Origin of the sequence: Thalassococcus sp. BH17M4-6 (assembly GCF_049323015.1) — a bacterium.
GTDB lineage: Bacteria > Pseudomonadota > Alphaproteobacteria > Rhodobacterales > Rhodobacteraceae > Puniceibacterium.
Genome location: NZ_JBMPGU010000002.1, coordinates 299072 through 316804, shown reverse-complemented (window position 1 = coordinate 316804; position 17733 = coordinate 299072). Strand labels below are relative to the sequence as shown.

18 protein-coding genes are annotated in these 17733 nt (G+C 65.2%); 13 read left to right on the top strand and 5 right to left on the bottom strand.

The window, feature by feature from the left end:
• Nucleotides 1-33: 33 nt before the first annotated feature.
• From trpB to ACOXXX_RS03965, 4 genes are all read right to left on the bottom strand, one after another.
• On the bottom strand, nucleotides 34-1251 hold the full coding sequence (trpB, locus tag ACOXXX_RS03980) for a tryptophan synthase subunit beta (protein ID WP_422825254.1): 1218 nt from the start codon (nucleotides 1249-1251) through the stop codon (nucleotides 34-36).
• 158 nt (nucleotides 1252-1409) lie between these two features.
• Nucleotides 1410-2738 carry an MATE family efflux transporter gene (locus ACOXXX_RS03975; protein WP_422825253.1) on the bottom strand — a complete coding sequence of 443 codons (1329 nt, stop codon included), beginning with the start codon at nucleotides 2736-2738 and terminating at the stop codon, nucleotides 1410-1412.
• 102 nt (nucleotides 2739-2840) lie between these two features.
• On the bottom strand, nucleotides 2841-3350 hold the full coding sequence (locus ACOXXX_RS03970) for a PaaI family thioesterase (protein ID WP_422825252.1): 510 nt from the start codon (nucleotides 3348-3350) through the stop codon (nucleotides 2841-2843).
• Nucleotides 3351-3353: 3 nt separating this feature from the next.
• Nucleotides 3354-3779 carry a PaaI family thioesterase gene (locus ACOXXX_RS03965; protein ID WP_422825251.1) on the bottom strand — a complete coding sequence of 142 codons (426 nt, stop codon included), beginning with the start codon at nucleotides 3777-3779 and terminating at the stop codon, nucleotides 3354-3356.
• Nucleotides 3780-3902: 123 nt separating this feature from the next.
• Here ACOXXX_RS03965 and ACOXXX_RS03960 point away from each other — a divergent pair, with 123 nt between their 5' ends.
• The 10 genes from ACOXXX_RS03960 to ACOXXX_RS03915 all read left to right on the top strand — a co-directional run bounded on the left by ACOXXX_RS03960 (nucleotide 3903) and on the right by ACOXXX_RS03915 (nucleotide 13663).
• A complete protein-coding gene (locus ACOXXX_RS03960) occupies nucleotides 3903-4271 on the top strand; it encodes a MerR family transcriptional regulator (RefSeq protein WP_422825250.1) in 369 nt (122 codons plus the stop codon).
• A 220-nt stretch (nucleotides 4272-4491) separates the two neighbouring features.
• Entirely contained in the window at nucleotides 4492-4896 is a 405-nt protein-coding gene (locus ACOXXX_RS03955) for a MerR family transcriptional regulator (protein ID WP_422825249.1), read from the top strand.
• Between the two features lie 27 nt (nucleotides 4897-4923).
• Nucleotides 4924-6705, top strand: coding sequence for an acyl-CoA dehydrogenase C-terminal domain-containing protein (locus ACOXXX_RS03950; protein WP_422825248.1), 1782 nt, complete (start codon nucleotides 4924-4926; stop codon nucleotides 6703-6705).
• A 51-nt stretch (nucleotides 6706-6756) separates the two neighbouring features.
• On the top strand, nucleotides 6757-6969 hold the full coding sequence (locus tag ACOXXX_RS03945) for a hypothetical protein (protein WP_422825247.1): 213 nt from the start codon (nucleotides 6757-6759) through the stop codon (nucleotides 6967-6969).
• Nucleotides 6970-6993: 24 nt separating this feature from the next.
• On the top strand, nucleotides 6994-8133 hold the full coding sequence (locus ACOXXX_RS03940; RefSeq protein WP_422825246.1) for an acyl-CoA dehydrogenase family protein: 1140 nt from the start codon (nucleotides 6994-6996) through the stop codon (nucleotides 8131-8133).
• A 333-nt stretch (nucleotides 8134-8466) separates the two neighbouring features.
• The gene (locus tag ACOXXX_RS03935; protein WP_422825245.1) at nucleotides 8467-9105 is read left to right on the top strand and encodes a glutathione S-transferase family protein; all 639 of its coding nucleotides are present in this window, start codon (nucleotides 8467-8469) and stop codon (nucleotides 9103-9105) included.
• Between the two features lie 11 nt (nucleotides 9106-9116).
• A complete protein-coding gene (locus tag ACOXXX_RS03930; RefSeq protein ID WP_422825244.1) occupies nucleotides 9117-10328 on the top strand; it encodes an acetyl-CoA C-acetyltransferase in 1212 nt (403 codons plus the stop codon).
• 4 nt (nucleotides 10329-10332) lie between these two features.
• Nucleotides 10333-10812: a hypothetical protein gene (locus ACOXXX_RS03925; RefSeq protein WP_422825243.1), complete on the top strand. Its 480-nt coding sequence runs from the start codon at nucleotides 10333-10335 to the stop codon at nucleotides 10810-10812.
• A gap of 36 nt (nucleotides 10813-10848) precedes the next feature.
• Nucleotides 10849-11325 (top strand): cupin domain-containing protein, encoded by a 477-nt coding sequence (locus ACOXXX_RS03920; RefSeq protein WP_422825242.1) that lies wholly within the window; start codon nucleotides 10849-10851, stop codon nucleotides 11323-11325.
• 136 nt (nucleotides 11326-11461) lie between these two features.
• On the top strand, nucleotides 11462-13663 hold the full coding sequence (locus ACOXXX_RS03915; protein WP_422825241.1) for a 3-hydroxyacyl-CoA dehydrogenase NAD-binding domain-containing protein: 2202 nt from the start codon (nucleotides 11462-11464) through the stop codon (nucleotides 13661-13663).
• A gap of 166 nt (nucleotides 13664-13829) precedes the next feature.
• Here ACOXXX_RS03915 and ACOXXX_RS03910 read toward each other — a convergent pair whose 3' ends face one another.
• A complete protein-coding gene (locus ACOXXX_RS03910) occupies nucleotides 13830-14480 on the bottom strand; it encodes a sulfotransferase family 2 domain-containing protein (protein ID WP_422825240.1) in 651 nt (216 codons plus the stop codon).
• Between the two features lie 119 nt (nucleotides 14481-14599).
• Here ACOXXX_RS03910 and ACOXXX_RS03905 point away from each other — a divergent pair, with 119 nt between their 5' ends.
• The 3 genes from ACOXXX_RS03905 to ACOXXX_RS03895 all read left to right on the top strand — a co-directional run bounded on the left by ACOXXX_RS03905 (nucleotide 14600) and on the right by ACOXXX_RS03895 (nucleotide 17585).
• Nucleotides 14600-16228, top strand: coding sequence for an AMP-binding protein (locus ACOXXX_RS03905; RefSeq protein ID WP_422825239.1), 1629 nt, complete (start codon nucleotides 14600-14602; stop codon nucleotides 16226-16228).
• A 3-nt stretch (nucleotides 16229-16231) separates the two neighbouring features.
• Nucleotides 16232-16405, top strand: coding sequence for a hypothetical protein (locus tag ACOXXX_RS03900; RefSeq protein WP_422825238.1), 174 nt, complete (start codon nucleotides 16232-16234; stop codon nucleotides 16403-16405).
• A 154-nt stretch (nucleotides 16406-16559) separates the two neighbouring features.
• On the top strand, nucleotides 16560-17585 hold the full coding sequence (locus ACOXXX_RS03895) for a hypothetical protein (protein ID WP_422825237.1): 1026 nt from the start codon (nucleotides 16560-16562) through the stop codon (nucleotides 17583-17585).
• The last annotated feature ends 148 nt before the right edge of the window (nucleotides 17586-17733 follow it).

The following is a 17733-nucleotide window of genomic DNA, read 5'->3' as shown; positions in this document are numbered from 1 at the left end:
CCCGGGCGGCGGTCTGCCGCCCCGGATCAAAGCCTACATGTCAAAGCCCAGGTGCTTGGCCACGGTAAAGATGTCCTTGTCGCCGCGCCCGCACATGTTCATGCAGATGATGTGGTCCTTGGGCAGCTCGGGCGCGATCTTCATCACATGCGCCAGCGCGTGGCTGGGCTCCAGCGCCGGAATGATGCCTTCCATCTCACAGCAAAGCTGGAACGCCTCCAGCGCCTCCTTGTCGGTGATCGCGACATATTCGGCGCGGCCGATGTCGTGCAGCCAGGCGTGTTCCGGACCGATGCCGGGGTAGTCAAGCCCGGCCGAGATCGAGAAGCCTTCGAGGATCTGGCCATCGTCGTCCTGCAGCAGGTAGGTGCGGTTGCCGTGCAGCACGCCGGGCCGACCACCGGTGAGCGAGGCGCAATGCTCCATCTTGTCGTTGACGCCTTTGCCGCCGGCCTCGACCCCGATGATGCGGACATCCTTGTCGTCGAGGAACGGATAGAACAGGCCCATGGCGTTCGACCCGCCACCGATGGCGGCAATGATCGTGTCGGGCAGACGGCCCTCGGCGGCCATCATCTGTTCCTTGGCTTCCTTGCCGATGATCGCCTGGAAATCCCGCACCATCGCCGGATAGGGGTGCGGACCGGCGACCGTTCCGATGCAATAGAAGGTGTCGCGCACGTTGGTGACCCAGTCGCGCAGCGCGTCGTTCATGGCATCCTTGAGCGTGCCGCGACCCGATGTCACCGGCACCACCTCGGCGCCCAGCAGTTTCATGCGAAAGACGTTGGGCGCTTGGCGTTCGACATCATGCGCGCCCATGTAGACCACGCACTTCAGCCCGAACTTGGCGCAGACGGTTGCCGTGGCGACGCCGTGCTGGCCCGCGCCGGTTTCGGCGATGATGCGGCTCTTGCCCATGCGGCGGGCGAGGATGATCTGGCCCAGCACGTTGTTGATCTTGTGCGCGCCGGTATGGTTCAGCTCGTCCCGTTTGAGATAGACCTTTGCCCCGCCCAGATGCTCTGACAGCCGTTCGGCATGATAAAGCGGGCTGGGGCGGCCGACGTAATGGGTCCAGAGATCGTGCATCTCGTCCCAGAAGCTCTGGTCGTTCTTGGAATGCTCGTACTGCTCTTCCAGTTCAAGGATCAGCGGCATGAGCGTTTCCGACACAAACCGCCCGCCGAAATCGCCAAAGCGGCCCTTTTCGTCGGGGCCGGTCATGAAGCTGTTAAAGAGGTCGTTCATCGCGCATCTCCCTTGGGGTCGGCGGCTGGAGGGTCAGGGGCTGGTTGTAGGCGCGTGGGATAGGGATTTCCAGTGCCATTCTGCCGCGCAGCCTGCACCGCCGCGCGCGTTTTCCTTGAGGAGAACGGGCCCGGAAAATTCGAACTTTCCGGGGGCGCTCAGACGGCAGCCCGTTCGAGGGCGGGATAGCGCAGGCCCAGCGTCACACCTCGCGCCACGAAAGAGATCAGAAGCGCCGCCCAGAGCCCGTGGTTGCCGGTCCACGGCACGAGCGTGAGCACCGCGGCCAGATAGACCAGCGCGGAGATCAGCATCATGTTGCGCATGTCCGCCGTGCGCGTGGCCCCGATGAAGATGCCGTCGAGCATCCAGGACCCTAGCCCCACCAGTGGCGCCGCGATCATCCACGGCAGATAGTCCCGCGCCGCGGCCTGTACGGGGGGCACGTCGGCCATGAGGTCGATGAGCGCCGGGCCCGCCAGCCAGAAGAAGGCTGACAGCGCCGCGCAGGAGATCAGCCCCCAGACCGAGGTCAGGAGCGCCCCGCGCCGAAGAGTCTGCACAGCGCGCGCGCCCATGGCCTGCCCCACCAGCGCCTCGGCCGCGAAGGCGAAACCGTCGAGCGCATAGGCGGTGATCTGCAGAAACTGCAGCAGTACCTGGTTGGCGGCCAGCACCACGTCGCCGAAATCGGCGGCGAGGAAAAGGAAGGACATGAAGATCGCCTGCAGCAGCAAGGACCGGATCAGGATGTCGGAATTGACCCGGGTCATATTGATGAGTTTCGCCCGGTCAAAGACCCGCGCCCAGTCGCGCCAGGCGGGCACGCGGAACGCCGCGCGGCACAGCCACAGGCCCATGGCCAGCCCCGACCATTCCGCGAGGAAAGTGGCAAAGGCCACGCCGTTGACGCCCCAGCCCAGCCCCAGCACGAACCAAAGGTCGAGCACGATGTTGAGCAGGTTCATCCAGACTTGCAGGACCAGCAGCGCCCGGGTGCGTTCCTGCGCGATGAGCCAGCCCGAGATGCCGTAGATCGCGATGGCGGCGGGCGCCGACCAGATGCGTATCTGCATGTATCCGCGCGCCAGGCCTTCAACCTCGGCGCTGGCGGGCGCGAGCTGGAAGGCCGCCCAGAAGATCGCGGCCTGCCCCACGATCATCAGCGCACCCGCGCCCAACCCGATCATCAGCACCCGGGTGAGCAGCGCCGCGACCTCAGCCCGGTTGCCCTGCCCCGCCGCCTGCGCCGCCAGCCCGGTTGTGCCCATGCGCAGGAAGCCGAAGATCCAGTAGACGCCCGACAGGATGATCGCGCCGATGCCCACCGCCCCGATGGGCGCGGCGAGGCCGATCTGGCCCACGACGCCGGTGTCGACCGCGCCCAGGATCGGCACGGTGGCGTTCGAGATGACGATGGGAATCGCTATCCTGAGCACGCGGGCGTGCGTCACCTCGCGCGGCGGATCGGCCAGCGCGTCGGTCATGGAGTGCAACCCTTTTCGGGGGCTCTGCCCCCGTCCGCGCCGGGGCGCGGCCCCCCCCGAGGTATTTTTGAACCAGAGAAGCAGGGGGTGCGGCGCATCGGATCAGCCATCGCTGCGGGGCATCAGGAAATGCGCCGAGGCCTGGGCGAAGGGACGGTCGCGGTTGTCCTGCCAGGCCTCGACATGGACGCTGGCGTAGCGGCGGCCCGAGCGGGTGATCTTGGCCCGCGCGTAGGCGTCGCGCGGCAGGCCCGAGCGCAGGTAGTCGACGGTGAAGTCGATGGTCTTGGGCAGGCGCGGCAGATCGCCGGCCTCGAGCGCATCGAACGTCAGCGCCCCGCTTTCGATATCCTCCCACAGCCAGGCCCAGCTGAGCGAGATGATCGCCGTCACCTCGAGAAACGCTGCCGTCACACCGCCATGGATCGCGGGCAGGAAGGGGTTGCCGATCAGCATGTCGTCGAAGGGCAGGATCGCCGTCAATTCGTCGCCGCGACGGTCGAAGGTGATGCCCAGAAACTGGATATAGGGCACCCCGCCCGCGAGCGCGCGCAGGGCGGCATCGCGGCGTTGCTTGACCACCTGGACGGGTTCGGGGGGACGGCGCGCCATGGACTAGCGCCCCTCGACCGTAAAAGCGCCGGTGGCGGTCGCGACGGGGCGGTCGGTGTCGTCGTCGCAGGCGGTGGCGCGGACAAAGGCCACCGACCGGGTGATGTGATAGCAGGTGGCCACCGCGGTGATCGCCTGACCGGGGGTCGCGGCGCGCATGTAGTCGATCCGCAGGTCGATGGTTGCCGTGCCCGCAGGGGCCGACGGGTGGCTCATCACCGCGGCGCCGCCGCAGGTGTCCATCAGTGCCGACACCGCACCGCCATGGATCACCCCGGTCTTGGGGTCCCCGATCAGCCGTTCGTCGTAGCCCATGGTCATCGTCGCTGATCCGTCACCGATATCGGTGATCTGCAGACCCAGCGCCCGGGCGTGCGGGATGGTTTCGATGAACTGACGCGCGATGCGGGCCTTTTCGGGGGTGGTCATGGCGGGGCTCCTTGCTGGGCTTACTGTGCACGGGCGCGCCCGGCGTGCAACCCGCTGCAACGCGCTGGGGTGTGTTGCCCTTGCCCGCAGGTTCGTTATCATTCCCGTCATGGGAGAACCGCAATGACCGAACGGCTGAGCTTCAAGGAAATGTGCGCGCGCTACGACGTGACGCCGCGCACCTTGCGCTATTACGAATATATCGAACTTTTGCAGCCTGAACGCGACGGACGATCGCGCTGGTACGGGCCCCGCGAATGCGCGCGGATGACGCTGATCCTGCGCGGGCGCAAGTTCGGCTTTCAGCTTGAGGACATCCGCCAGTGGCTGCTGATCTACGAAAAGGAAGGCACCGAGGCGCAGATGAAAGCCTGGATCGATCTGGCCGACGGGCAACTGGCCGAACTGGCCGAGCAGCGCCGCCAGCTGGACGAGGCGATCGACGAATTGCAGCGGCTGCGCGACGATACGGCCGATTCTCTCAAGGGTTGACCGGCGACCCGCCGGGTATGGAATTCCGGACCCGGCCCGGCGCGGAAAAAATTTGACCAAACAATAAAATTTCGGAAACGACCGATTGACGCGACTTTATCTTACGTCAACGGAAAAGTGACGCAGCGTCTGAGTTACGTCACCCAAAATTCCCATTGTATGAAGAGCTCCAGATACGCATTTCGTCCGGCACCCCGCTTGATGAAAAAGGTTAGTACCGATGAGCGAAGACCGGACAATGACAATCCGCGCGATGTGCGAAGCGTTCGATGTGACGCCCCGCACGCTGCGCTTTTACGAGGCGAAGGAGCTGCTGTTCCCGATCCGCGAAGGCCAGAAACGGCTGTTCACGCGGCGCGACCGCGCCCGGCTCAAGCTGATCCTGCGCGGCAAGCGTTTCGGATTCTCGCTTGAGGAGATCCGCCAGCTTCTGGACCTCTACGACATGGGTGACCAACAGCAGACCCAGATCCACAAGACCTATGAAATCGCACAGCAGCGCCTGCGCGACATGATCGGCCAGCGCGACGACCTCAACCAGGCCATTGCCGAACTCGAGGAACAGCTGGCCTGGGGCGAAAAGATGCTCGCCTCGATCAGTCAGCCGAAACGCGCCGCCGAATAAAACACCGACATCCGACGGAGGATCCAGATGCCCATCTACCACGCCCCCACCAAGGACATGCAGTTCGTCATGCACGACGTGCTCAAGGCGAGCGAGCAGGACATTCCCGGCTATGACGAGCTTGATCGCGACTTCACCGCCGCGGTGCTTGAGGAATCGGGCAAGCTGGCCACCGAGGTGCTGGCGCCGCTGAACACCGTCGGCGACACCGAAGGCTGCGTGCTGGAAAACGGCGTGGTGCGCACGCCCACCGGGTTCAAGGAAGCCTTCGACCAGATGCGCGATGGCGGCTGGACCGCGCTGGACTGCGATCCCGACTACGGCGGCCAGGGCCTGCCCTACCTGATGCACACCGCGGCGCAGGAACCCTTTGTGTCGGCCAACATGGCCTTCAACATGTACCAGGGCCTGACCCACGGCGCCTATACGGCGATCCATATCCATGGATCCGAGCAGCAAAAGCAGACCTACCTGCCCAAGATGACCACCTGCGAATGGACGGGCACCATGAACCTGACGGAGCCGCATTGCGGCACCGATCTGGGCCTCATGCGCACCAAGGCCGTGCCGCAGGACGACGGCACCTACCAGATCAGCGGCCAGAAGATCTTTATCTCGGCCGGCGATCACGACATGGCCGAGAACATCATTCATCTGGTACTGGCCAAGATCCCGGGCGGCCCCGACGGCATCAAGGGCGTATCGCTCTTCATCGTGCCGAAATTCCTGGTGAACGAGGACGGCTCCTTGGGCGAGCGCAACGGCGTCTCGGTCGGCAAGATCGAAGAGAAGATGGGCATCCACGGCAACTCGACCTGCGTGATGAACTATGACGAGGCCACGGGCTATCTGGTGGGCGAGGCGCACAAGGGCATGCGCGCGATGTTCACCATGATGAACGAGGCCCGGCTGGGCGTCGGTCTGCAGGGCTATGCCCAGGCCGAAGCGGCCTATCAGAACGCCGTGGCCTATGCCAATGACCGGTTGCAGGGCCGCGACGTGACCGGTGCGAAATACCCTGAAAAGGCGGCCGACCCGATCATCGTGCACCCCGATATCCGCCGCAACCTGATGGATCAGAAATCCTTCGTCGAAGGCGCGCGCGCCTTCACCTACTGGGGCGCCTACCTGATCGACCGCGCGCACAAGACCGACGATGCCGCGGCCGAAGGGCTGATTTCGCTGATGACCCCCGTGATCAAGGGCTTCCTGACCGACAAGGGCTTCGAGATGGCGGTGAACGCCCAGCAGGTCTATGGCGGCCACGGCTATATCGAGGAATGGGGCATGTCGCAGTTCGCCCGCGACGCCCGGATCGCGATGATCTACGAAGGTGCCAACGGCATCCAGGCGCTGGACCTGGTGGGGCGCAAGCTGGCGCAGGAAGGCGGCAAGCACGTCATGGCCTTCTTCGAGATGATCAAGACCTTCATCAAGGACAATGCAGGGCAGGACGCGGCGTTCGACAAGGACTTCCTCGATCCGCTCAAGGCGGCGTCGAAGGATCTGCAGACCGCGGGGATGTATTTCATGCAGAACGGCATGAAGAATCCCAACAACGCGCTGTCGGGGTCCTATGACTTCATGCACATGTTCGGACATGTCTGCCTGGGCTACATGTGGGCGCGCATGGGTCTGGCCGCGCGCGACGCCCTTGCGGGCGGTGCTTCGGACACCCGGTTCTACGAGACCAAGCTGGCGACCGGGCGCTACTACATGGCGCGGCAGTTGCCCGCCACCGCGATGCACCTGGCGCGTATCCAGACCGGCGCCGACACGGTGATGGCACTGGACGCCGCCAACTTTTGAGACAACGGTGGGGGGTGACCCCCACCCGACTCTCAATCGCCGGAGGAGACCATGCCCAAACGCTTTCGCCTGACCCGCCGCTTTCCGGTCGCCATGACCGAGGACGGCTACCGCGGGCTGAGGAAATTCGCGGCAGAGGCCGGGCTGGACGAAGGGGAGGCGCTGTCGTTCCTGTTCGAAAACTTCGGAAGCATCACCGACGACGAGGCGCTGAGCCACCGGCTGCGCCTCTTCAACTCGGAACTGGACGCACGCAAGAAATAACCGCCCGTCAGGAGGGGAGCCTGAATGCGATCCACATGGATGACCGACGAGCACGCCATGCTGTCCGAGATGACCGCCAGGTTCATCGAGACCGAGTGGCAGCCGCTCTATGACAAATGGCGCAAGCAGGGCCAGATGGACCCCAAGACCTGGACACAGGCGGGCGCGCTCGGCCTGCTCTGCCCGTCCGTGCCCGAGGAATACGGCGGCGTGGGAGGGGATTTCGGCCACGAGGCGGTGATCCTGATCGAGGCCGGGCGCGCCAACCTGGCCAGCTGGGGCCACGGCATCCACTCCGGCATCGTCGCGCATTACATCCTGGCCTACGGCACAGAAGAGCAGAAAAAGCGCTGGCTGCCCAAGATGGTCTCGGGCGAGATGGTCGGCGCGCTGGCGATGACCGAACCCTCGGGCGGGTCGGACGTGCAGCGGATCAAGACCCGCGCCCTGCGCGACGGCAATGCCTACCGGCTCTCGGGGCAGAAGACCTTCATCACCAACGGCCAGCACGCCAACCTGATCGTGGTCGCCGCCAAGACCGACCCGTCCGAAGGCGCCAAGGGCGTGTCGCTGGTGGTGGTCGAAACCGATGGGGCGGAAGGATTTTCGCGCGGCCGCAACCTCGACAAGATCGGCTGCCATGCCGCCGACACGTCCGAGCTGTTCTTCGACAACGTTGAGATTCCGCCGGAAAACATCCTGGGCCAGCAGGAGGGCCAAGGGTTCTACCAGATGATGCAGCAGCTTCCGCAGGAACGGCTGATCATCGGCTGCGGCGCGGTCGGGATGATGGAAGGCGCGGTGGAGCGCACGATCGCCTATTGCAAGGAACGCGAGGCCTTTGGCGGACCGCTCACGCAGTTCCAGAACACCCGGTTCAAGCTGGCCGAATGCCAGACCAAGACCGCGGTGGCGCGGGCGTTCCTGGATCAGTGCATGGCGGAGCACCTAGCGGGCGCGTTGACCGTCGAACGTGCGGCAATGGCAAAGTACTGGCTGACCGATACCCAGGGCGAGGTGCTGGATGACTGTCTGCAACTGCACGGCGGTTATGGCTACATGCAGGAATACGCGGTGGCGGAAATGTGGACCGACGCACGGGTGCAGCGCATCTATGGCGGCACCAACGAGATCATGAAGGAACTGATTGCGAGGGCGCTTTGAAACCTCTGGCGACACCACAGGTGGCCGATGCCGGATGCCTCCGGCGGGAGATATTTCTGCCAAGAAGAAGGAGCGAACCGCACATCGGGCCCCACGCCGTTCGGGCTGCAGTCGGTTCACCCCGCCGACGCGCCCGACCGTCAGACGGAACGCAGGCGCGGCGGCGGAGCTTCTCCTTGGATGGCCATCGGCTCTCCAGCCTGTACCACGGGGCCAGAAAACCCGAGTCTTGGTTAAGGGCAGGTTATCGAAGGGGCGCTCTTTCGGTTTCTTCTTGGCAAAAATACTCCAAAGCGGCCTTTCCCCGCTGCGCAACCGCAAGGATTTGAGGACATGACCATCCAACTGCACTGCTTCGGTGAATCGGGCAACGCCTACAAGGCGGCGCTGGCGCTGCAGCTCTCGGGGCTCGACTGGGAACCGGTGTTCGTGGATTTCTTCGCGGGCGCGACGCGCAGCCCGGAATTCCGCCGCGACGTCAACGTCATGGGCGAGGCGCCGGTAATGGTCGACGGCGACCTGCGGTTGACGCAATCGGGCGTGATCCAGATGTATGTCACCGAGAAGTCCGGCAAGTTCGGCGGCACCACGTCCGATGAGGCCCGCGAGGTCATGCGCTGGATGTTCTGGGACAATCACAAGCTCAGCAGCCAGGCCGGGATGACGCGGTTCCTCATGAACTTTCTGCCCGAGGACAAACGCCCGGCCGAGGTGATCGGCTTCATGCAAGGCCGCCTCAAGGCAGCGTATCAGGTGCTCGACAGTCATCTGGAGGGGCGCGACTGGATCGTCGGCGATGCGCCGACGAATGCCGATCTCAGCTGCTGCGGCTACCTTTACTATCCCGAACCTTTCGGTTTCGACCGCAAGGACTGGCCCCGTATCGACGCCTGGCTGGCGCGGCTCAGCGCCCTGCCCGGCTGGAAACACCCCTACGATCTGATGCCCGGCAACCCATCCGACCGGGCCTGAAGGAGAGACCAATGACCGACGCTTATATCTACGATACCGTGCGCACCCCCCGCGGCAAGGGCCGCAAGGACGGCGCCCTGCACGAGGTGACCAGCGTGCGCCTGTCCGCACAGGTGCTCAATGCCCTGAAAGAGCGCAACGACCTTGAGGGCCATGCGGTCGAGGACGTGATCTGGGGCAACGTCACGCAGGTGGGCGAACAGGGCGGCTGCCTTGCGCGCACCGCGGTCCTGGCCTCGGACCTTGACCAGTCGATCCCAGGTCTGGCGATCAACCGCTTTTGCGCCAGCGGCATGGAGGCGGTGAACCTGGCCGCCAATCAGGTGCGCGGCGGCGCGGGCGAGGCCTATATCGCCGGCGGGGTCGAGATGATGGGCCGCGTGGCCATGGGCAGCGACGGCGCCGCCATTGCCGTCGACCCCAGCGTCGCGATGGACAGCTATTTCGTGCCGCAGGGCATCTCGGCCGATATCATCGCGACCGAATACGGCTTTTCCCGCGACGAGGCTGACAGCCTGGCGGTGGAATCGCAGCGCCGCGCCAAGGCCGCCTGGGACGACAACCGGTTCGAGAAATCCATCATCACCGTGCGTGACCAGAACGGCCTGCCGATCCTGGAAACGGATGAATACATGCGCCCGGGCACCGATATGCAAAGCCTGGGCAGCCTCAGCCCCAGCTTTCAGGCCATGGGCGAGGTGATGCCCGGTTTCGACAAGATCGCGCTGATGAAGTACCCGCATCTGGAGCGGATCAATCACATCCACCATGCGGGCAACTCGTCCGGCATCGTCGATGGCGCCGCGGGCGTGCTGATCGGGTCGAAGGAATTCGGTGAAAAGCACGGGCTGAAACCGCGTGCGCGCATCCGGGCCACGGCCAAGATCGGCACCGATCCCACGATCATGCTGACCGGTCCGGTGCCGGTGACCGAAAAGATTTTGGCCGACAACGGCATGGCCATCGGCGACATCGACCTTTTCGAGGTCAACGAAGCCTTTGCCAGCGTCGTGCTGCGCTTCATGCAGGCGTTCGACGTGGATGCCGACAAGGTCAACGTCAACGGCGGATCGATCGCCATGGGGCACCCGCTGGGGGCGACCGGCGCGATCATCATCGGCACTCTGCTGGACGAGATGGAGCGTACCGGCAAGGGCACGGGTCTTGCGACGCTGTGCATCGCCAGCGGCATGGGGGCTGCCACGATCATCGAAAGGATCTGAACCCGTGCGCACCGCCAGGGACATCTATCAATCCAATCTGGATGCGGTGTCGCAGTTCCTGTGGCAGCGCGATGTGGTCGGCATGCTGGATCACATCGCGCTGCCGAACATGATGCTGACGATGGATGCGCAGGTGGTGATCTCCACCCGCGACGAGATGGCCGAGGCGATGAACCGGTTCCGCGATCATCTGGAAAGCATCCGGGCAGAATCGTATCACCGCATCTGCCAGGATGCGAAATTCCTGGGCCCCGAGCGCGAGACGATTCTGGGCTGGCACACGACCTATATCCTGCGCGGCGGTACCTATCTGATCGAACCGGTCAGCAACCAGATGACACTGATGCTGATCGGCGGGCGCTGGAAGGGCGTGCGGCTGGAAACCGCGACACTGGTGTCGGACTGCCCATCGGTCAGCCCCGAAATGGCGGCGCGCCAGCGGCTGGGACAGGCCGGCCGGGATACAAGGGGATTGCCGTCATGACGCCGAAGCACCTTCGCAAAGGGAGGCATTGAGATCATGCCGAAGATCGACATATCCGCAGTGCCCCGGCGCGACGGGTCGGCCTATCCGCCCCCGCATGACCAAGAGGTCGCGGGCCGGTCGTCACAGCGCCTGGGCGAGGCTGGCGGGATCACCCAGTTCGGCGCAAATCTTGTGCATCTGGAACCGGGGGCGAAATCCTCGATCCGGCATTGGCACGAACGGCAGGACGAATTCGCGATGGTGACGTCGGGCCGCCTCACGCTGGTCGACGATCACGGCCAGACGCCGCTGTCGGTGGGCGATTGCCTGGCCTTTCCGGCGGGCGATGCCAACGGCCATCAGAACGTCAACCTGTCGGATGCGCCCGGCAGCTTTCTGATCATCGGCACCGGGACCGACACCGAGGTCGGATGGTATCCCGATCACGACCTCAAGGTGACCGCCGATGCGGACGGCGTTCGCTATACCCGTCGCGACGGCACACCTTTCGATGGCGAGGGCGGGTCATGACCGCATCTGCCGCGCCCGCCCCCCGTGCGTCCGCACGGGCACCAAGACACACCGACGCCCCTGCGCGGGCGTCCTTCACCGACTGCGCCGGGTCCCCTGCGGACCGGCCCCACCCCAATCTGAGCGGAGACAACACATGACCGATTTCACCATGGAAAAGGGCGACGACGGCGTCGCGATCATCAGCTGGGACGTGCCCGGCAAAAGCATGAACGTGCTGTCGATGCAGGGCCTGCGTGACCTGGACGCGCTGGTCGATGACGCGCTGGCCGACGAGGCCGTCAAGGGCATCGTCATCACCTCCGGCAAGGACACCTTTGCCGCCGGGATGGATCTGAACGTGATCGCCAAGATGAAGGATGACGCGGGTGACGAGCCGGCGCGCGGCGTCTTCGAAGGGATCATGCAGATGCACGGCGTGCTGCGCAAGATCGAGCTTGCGGGCATGGATGCCAAGACCCAGAAGGGCGGCAAACCCGTCGCCGCCGCCCTGCCCGGCACGGCGCTTGGCATCGGCCTGGAAATCCCGCTGGCCTGCCATCGGATCTTCTGTTCGGTCAATCCCAAGGCCAAGATCGGCCTGCCGGAAATCATGGTCGGCATCTTTCCAGGTGCCGGCGGCACCACGCGGATGGTGCGCAAGATGGGTGCGATGGCGGCCTCTCCCTTCCTGCTCGAGGGCAAGCTGTCGGATCCGATGAAGGCCAAGCAGGCGGGCATCGTCGATGAGGTTGTCGCCGATCCGCTCGAGGCAGCGAAGGACTGGGTGCTGAATGCCAAGGACGCCGATCTGGTGAAACCCTGGGACGCCAAGGGCTACAAGATGCCCGGCGGCGCGCCGTACCATCCAGCGGGCTTTATGACCTTTGTCGGTGCCTCGGCCATGGTGCATGGCAAGACCCAGGGCGTCTATCCGGCGGCCAAGGCGCTGCTGTCGGCGGTATACGAAGGCGCGCTGGTGCCCTTCGACACCGCGCTCCGGATCGAGGCGCGCTGGTTCACCAACGTCCTGATGAACCCCAGCTCGGGCGCGATGATCCGGTCGCTCTTCATCAACAAGGAAGCGCTTGAGAAAGGCGCCGTGCGGCCCGCGGATGTGCCCGACCAGCGCGTGCGCAAGGTCGGCGTGCTCGGGGCCGGCATGATGGGCGCGGGCATCGCGCTGGTCAGCGCGCAGGCCGGCATCGACGTGGTGCTTCTGGACCAGAAGCAGGAGGCCGCCGACAAGGGCAAGGCCTATTCGGCGAGCTACATGGACAAGGGCATCCAGCGCAAGAAAGCCACCGAGGAATCGAAAGAGGCGCTGCTGGGCCGCATCCACGCCACCACCGACTATGCCGCCCTTCAGGACTGCGACCTCATTGTCGAGGCGGTGTTCGAAGACCCCAAGATCAAGGCAGAGGTGACGCAGAACGTCGAGAAGGTCATCCCCGAGGATTGCATCTTTGCCACCAACACCTCGACCCTGCCGATCACCGACCTCGCAAAGGCGTCCGAGCGACCCGAGCAGTTCATCGGCATCCACTTCTTCTCGCCGGTCGAGAAAATGATGCTGGTCGAGATCATCAAGGGCAAGGAAACCGGCGATCGGGCCGTGGCCAAGGCGCTGGATTTCGTGCGCCAGATCCGCAAGACGCCGATCGTGGTCAACGACGCGCGGTTCTTCTACGCCAACCGCTGCATCATCCCCTACCTCAACGAAGGCATGCGCATGCTGGCCGAAGGCGTGGCGCCGGCGCTGATCGAAAACGCCGCGCGTCAGGTCGGCATGCCGCTCGGGCCGCTGCAGCTGGTCGATGAAACCTCCATCGACCTCGGTGCCAAGATCGCCCGCGCCACCAAGGCCGCGATGGGCGATGCCTATCCCGACGCCGCGGTGGACGAGGTGATCTTCTGGATGGAAGGCGAGGAACGGTTGGGCCGCAAATCGAAGGCGGGCTTTTACAGCTACGACGACAAGGGCAAGCGGCAGGGCCTGTGGTCCGGTCTGACCGAGAAGTTCCCGCCGCTCGACGACCAGCCCGACCTGACCCTCGTCCAGCACCGTCTGCTTTTTGCACAGGTGCTCGAAGCGGTGCGCGCGCTCGAGGAAGGCGTGCTGATGGACATCCGCGAAGGCGACGTCGGCGCGATCCTGGGCTGGGGCTTTGCGCCCTGGTCGGGCGGCCCGTTCTCGTGGCTCGACATCATCGGCGCGCCTTACGCTGCGGAACGCTGCGATCAGCTGACCGAAAGGTTCGGCGACCGCTTCGCCTGCCCCGACCTGCTGCGCGAGATGGCCGACAAGGGGCAAAGTTTCTACGGCCGCTTCGGCCAGCAGGCTGACAAGGCCGCCTGAGGCACAGCGCGGGGCCGACGTGACCGGGCCGGCTCCGCGCCCGGAAATCTCAGGATTTCCGGATCCGTTTTTCTCCCGAAAAACGCCAACCCAACCGGGGTCGCCCGCAGCCCCGGAATTCTTGAGAATTCCGGGGCGTTTTCCTCAAGGAAAACGTGGCCCGGCCTCAGGGATCAAAACGATATCCGAACCGCGCGATATCTTCCGCGCAAATTTCCCCCACCACCTCGGCCAGACCGTCCGAGTAGTACGTTCGGTAATCCGCACCACGATCCGACCGGTTGTCATGCGGCACGTCGGGCACAAAGCCCAGATGCGCGGCCAGCGGTGCGATATCCTCGGCCAGATGCTCCAGCCGCAGCCAGGCGCTGGCCCGCTCCACCCCGTCGGCGCAGCGCAGATAGCTGCCGTACGGGCTGCCGCCGATGCTGGCGGCGGTGTGGGGATGGCGCAAAAATCCGTCGAACCCGGTCACCTTGGCCAGATGCACCGCCGGATGATCGAACCGCTGCGCCCGCAGCCAGTGATAATAGCTTACCAGCCGGTCCCAGGGGTTGCGCACCAGCGCAAAGGTGAACATGCCCGCGATCTCGTCCATGCTCAGTACCCCGTCGATATCGCTCAGCGTACTGTGCTTCCAGAGCCGCCCCCGCGCCGACAGCTCCTTGATCCGCCCCCGCCGCCGCCGCGCTTTCGGCGTGTCGCCGATCAAGATGTCATCGGCCATCGCCCGCGCCTCCAGCGCCCGCGCCATGGAGGTGCCGCCGGTCTTGGGGATGTGCACGAAGATATAGCGCCGCCCGCGCGAGATGATCATGCCCAACCCTAACCCGCCGCCCCGCCACGGGGAATCCCTGCCGTACCGAAGTCGGCCTTTTCTTGGGCGGCAAAGCTGCGCATAGTCGGGTCCGGACACACATGCGGGAGGAGACGCGGATGGGCTGGCTTGCGGATGAAACCGGACTGGACAGGAACGCTGCGAACTACGTGCCTCTGACGCCGCTGTCGTTCCTGCGGCGCGCCGCTGATGTCTTTGCCCGCCGCCTGGCCGTGGCGTACGGCGACCACCGCAAGACCTATTCCGAATATGCCGAACGTGTGACCCGGCTCGCCTCTGGTCTGGCACAGCAGGGGGTCGCACCCGGCGACGTGGTCGCGACGCTGATCCCCAATGTCCCCGCCCAGGCCGAGGCGCATTTCGGCGTGCCCGCCTGTGGCGCGGTGCTCAACACCATCAACACCCGGCTCGACGTCGGCACGGTCAGCTACATCCTGAGCCATGGCGGCGCCAAGGTCGTGCTGGTCGATTCGCAGTTTCTGGAGCTTGCGGAGCAGGCGATCGCGGAACTCTACGGGCCCGCCCCGATGGTCGTCGAGGTGCCGGATGACGCCGCAGGCCACCCCGCCAGCGGTCGGCACATGACATATGACGCGCTGCTGGAGCGGGGCGATCCGGCCTATGACTGGATCATGCCAGAGGATGAATGGGAAAGCCTCGCGCTCAACTACACCTCAGGCACCACCGGGCGGCCCAAGGGCGTGGTCTATCACCATCGCGGCGCCTACCTCATGTGCATGGGCACGATCGTGTCCTGGCGCATGGTGCTGCATCCGATCTACCTCACCATCGTGCCGCTTTTCCACTGCAACGGCTGGAACCACACCTGGATGATGCCCGCCGTGGGCGGCACGCTGGTCTGTTGCCGCGACATCACCGCGCCCGCGATCTACAACGCCATCGCCGACGAGGGCGTGACGCATTTCGGCGGCGCGCCCATCGTGCTCAACACCCTGGTCAACGCCCCAAAGGATCAGCGCCGCGACTTCGACCAGACGGTCGAGGTCTTTACCGCGGGCGCGCCCCCCGCCCCCGCAACGCTCGCCAAGATCGAGGCGATGGGTTTTCACGTCACTCACGTCTACGGGCTGACCGAAACCTATGGCCACGTGACCGAATGCCTGTGGCGCGAGGAAGACTGGGGCGCGCTAACTGGCGACGACCGCGCCGCCGTGAAGGCCCGGCAGGGCGTGGCGATCCCCACGATGGAGCATATCACCGTGGTGGACGAGGCGATGGCCCAGGTGCCCCGCGACGGCGGCACGCAGGGCGAAATCGTCATGCGCGGCAACGCGGTGATGAAAGGCTACCTCAAGAACCCCGACGCCACGGCCGAGGCGTTCCGCGGCGGCTATTACCATTCCGGTGATATCGCTGTGATGCATGAAGACGGCTATGTCCAGATCGCCGACCGCGCCAAGGACATCATCATCTCGGGCGGCGAAAACATCTCGTCGGTCGAGGTCGAGGGCACGCTGATGGGCCACGAGGCGGTGTCGCTTTGCGCCGTGGTGGCCAAGCCGGACGAGAAATGGGGCGAGGTACCCTGCGCCTTTGTCGAATTGAAAGACGGCGCCGAGGTGACCGAGGACGAGCTCATCGCCTTTGCCCGCAGCAAGCTGGCGGGATTCAAGACCCCCAAAAGGGTGGTGTTCCAGGAGTTGCCCAAGACCTCGACCGGCAAGATCCAGAAGTTCGAGCTGCGCAGTATCGCCAAGGCCCTCTGAGCCATGTCGCAGACCCGCGGCACGACCGTGCTGATCCTGGGCTTTTTCGGTCTCGCCGTCTTGGTCATCGCGGCCAAGTTCGGCGCGGGCTGGATCATGGGCCCCACGGCGCTGGAGCGTTGCCTCGCGTCAGGCGGAACCTGGGACAGCCGGGCGCAAGGCTGCCAGCCGCCCTGATCCCTCCTTCTCTGGTTCGAAAATACCTCAGAGAGCGCGAGAGACAGCGTCTCTCGCATGCCGCAGGCATCGCGGCGCACGTCACGCCTGCCGCATTGCCCGACCGCTGCGCCGATGCTAGTCTTGGCCCAGCAAAGAGGCAGAGCAGCCCGCAATGACAGCGCTGAACGAATATCAACGGCTCGAGGGCACCGGCCTCTGGCGGGCCGACCCGCAGGCGCAGCGGCGCGAGGTGGTGGTGTCCCTGGGCGATGCCACCCTTACCATCAGCGACATGCAGGACCGGGTGCTGGCGCATTGGTCGCTGGCGGCGATCGCGCGGGCGGGCGGCAGCGACGACCCGGTCATCTACCATCCCGACGGCGACCCCGGCGAAACCCTGGAACTGCCCGCGAGCGAGGACGACATGATCGCGGGTATCGAAAAGGTGCGCCGCGTTATCGACCGCCGCCGCCCCCGCCCCGGCAAGCTGCGCTGGGTGCTGAGCCTCGGGGCCGCCGTGATCATCGCGGCGCTGGCGTTTTTCTGGCTGCCCGACGCGCTCTTGCGCCATACGGTCAAGGTCGTGCCCACGGTCAAGCGGGTCGAGATCGGGCAAGCCCTGCTGACGCGCATCGCGCGGGTCGCCGGTCAGCCCTGCGCCGCGCCCGACGCCCGCGACCCGCTGCGCCACCTGGCCCTGCGCATCCTGGGGGAAACCCGCCGCAACGCGCTGGTCGTGCTGCGCGACGGGGTGCAGACCACCGAACATCTGCCCGGCGGCATGATCCTGATGAACCGCGCGCTGGTCGAAGACCCCGAAGACCCGGATGTGACCGCAGGCTACGTTCTGGCCGAGGCGGTGCGCGCCGCGCGGCAGGATCCGCTGGCCGCCCTGCTGCGCGACGCAGGGCTCATGGCCAGCCTGCAACTGCTCACCACCGGCAGCCTGCCCGACGATGTGCTGGACGCCTATGCAGAGAGCCTGCTGACCAGCCCGCAAGCCGCGATCCCGACGGATGTGCTGGTCACCGCCTTTGCCAATGCGCAGCTGCGTACCGCGCCCTATGCCTATGCGCTGGACGTGACCGGCGAAAGCAGCCTGCCGCTGATCGAAGCCGATCCGCTGGCCGGGGACAGCAGCAGCCTTGTGCTGACCGACGCCGACTGGGTGCGTTTGCAGGGCATCTGCGGCGGGTGACGCTTACCGCCTAATGGGACGTCCAAGGGCAGGGTTCCTTCTGACAGGAAAGGCCGTTAGGACAGAGTGAACGACATCGAAATCGGTCGGCTTTCAATACAAGCATTGGCCGAAATCGCGCTGAGCGGCCGATGACCCTTGTATCCCG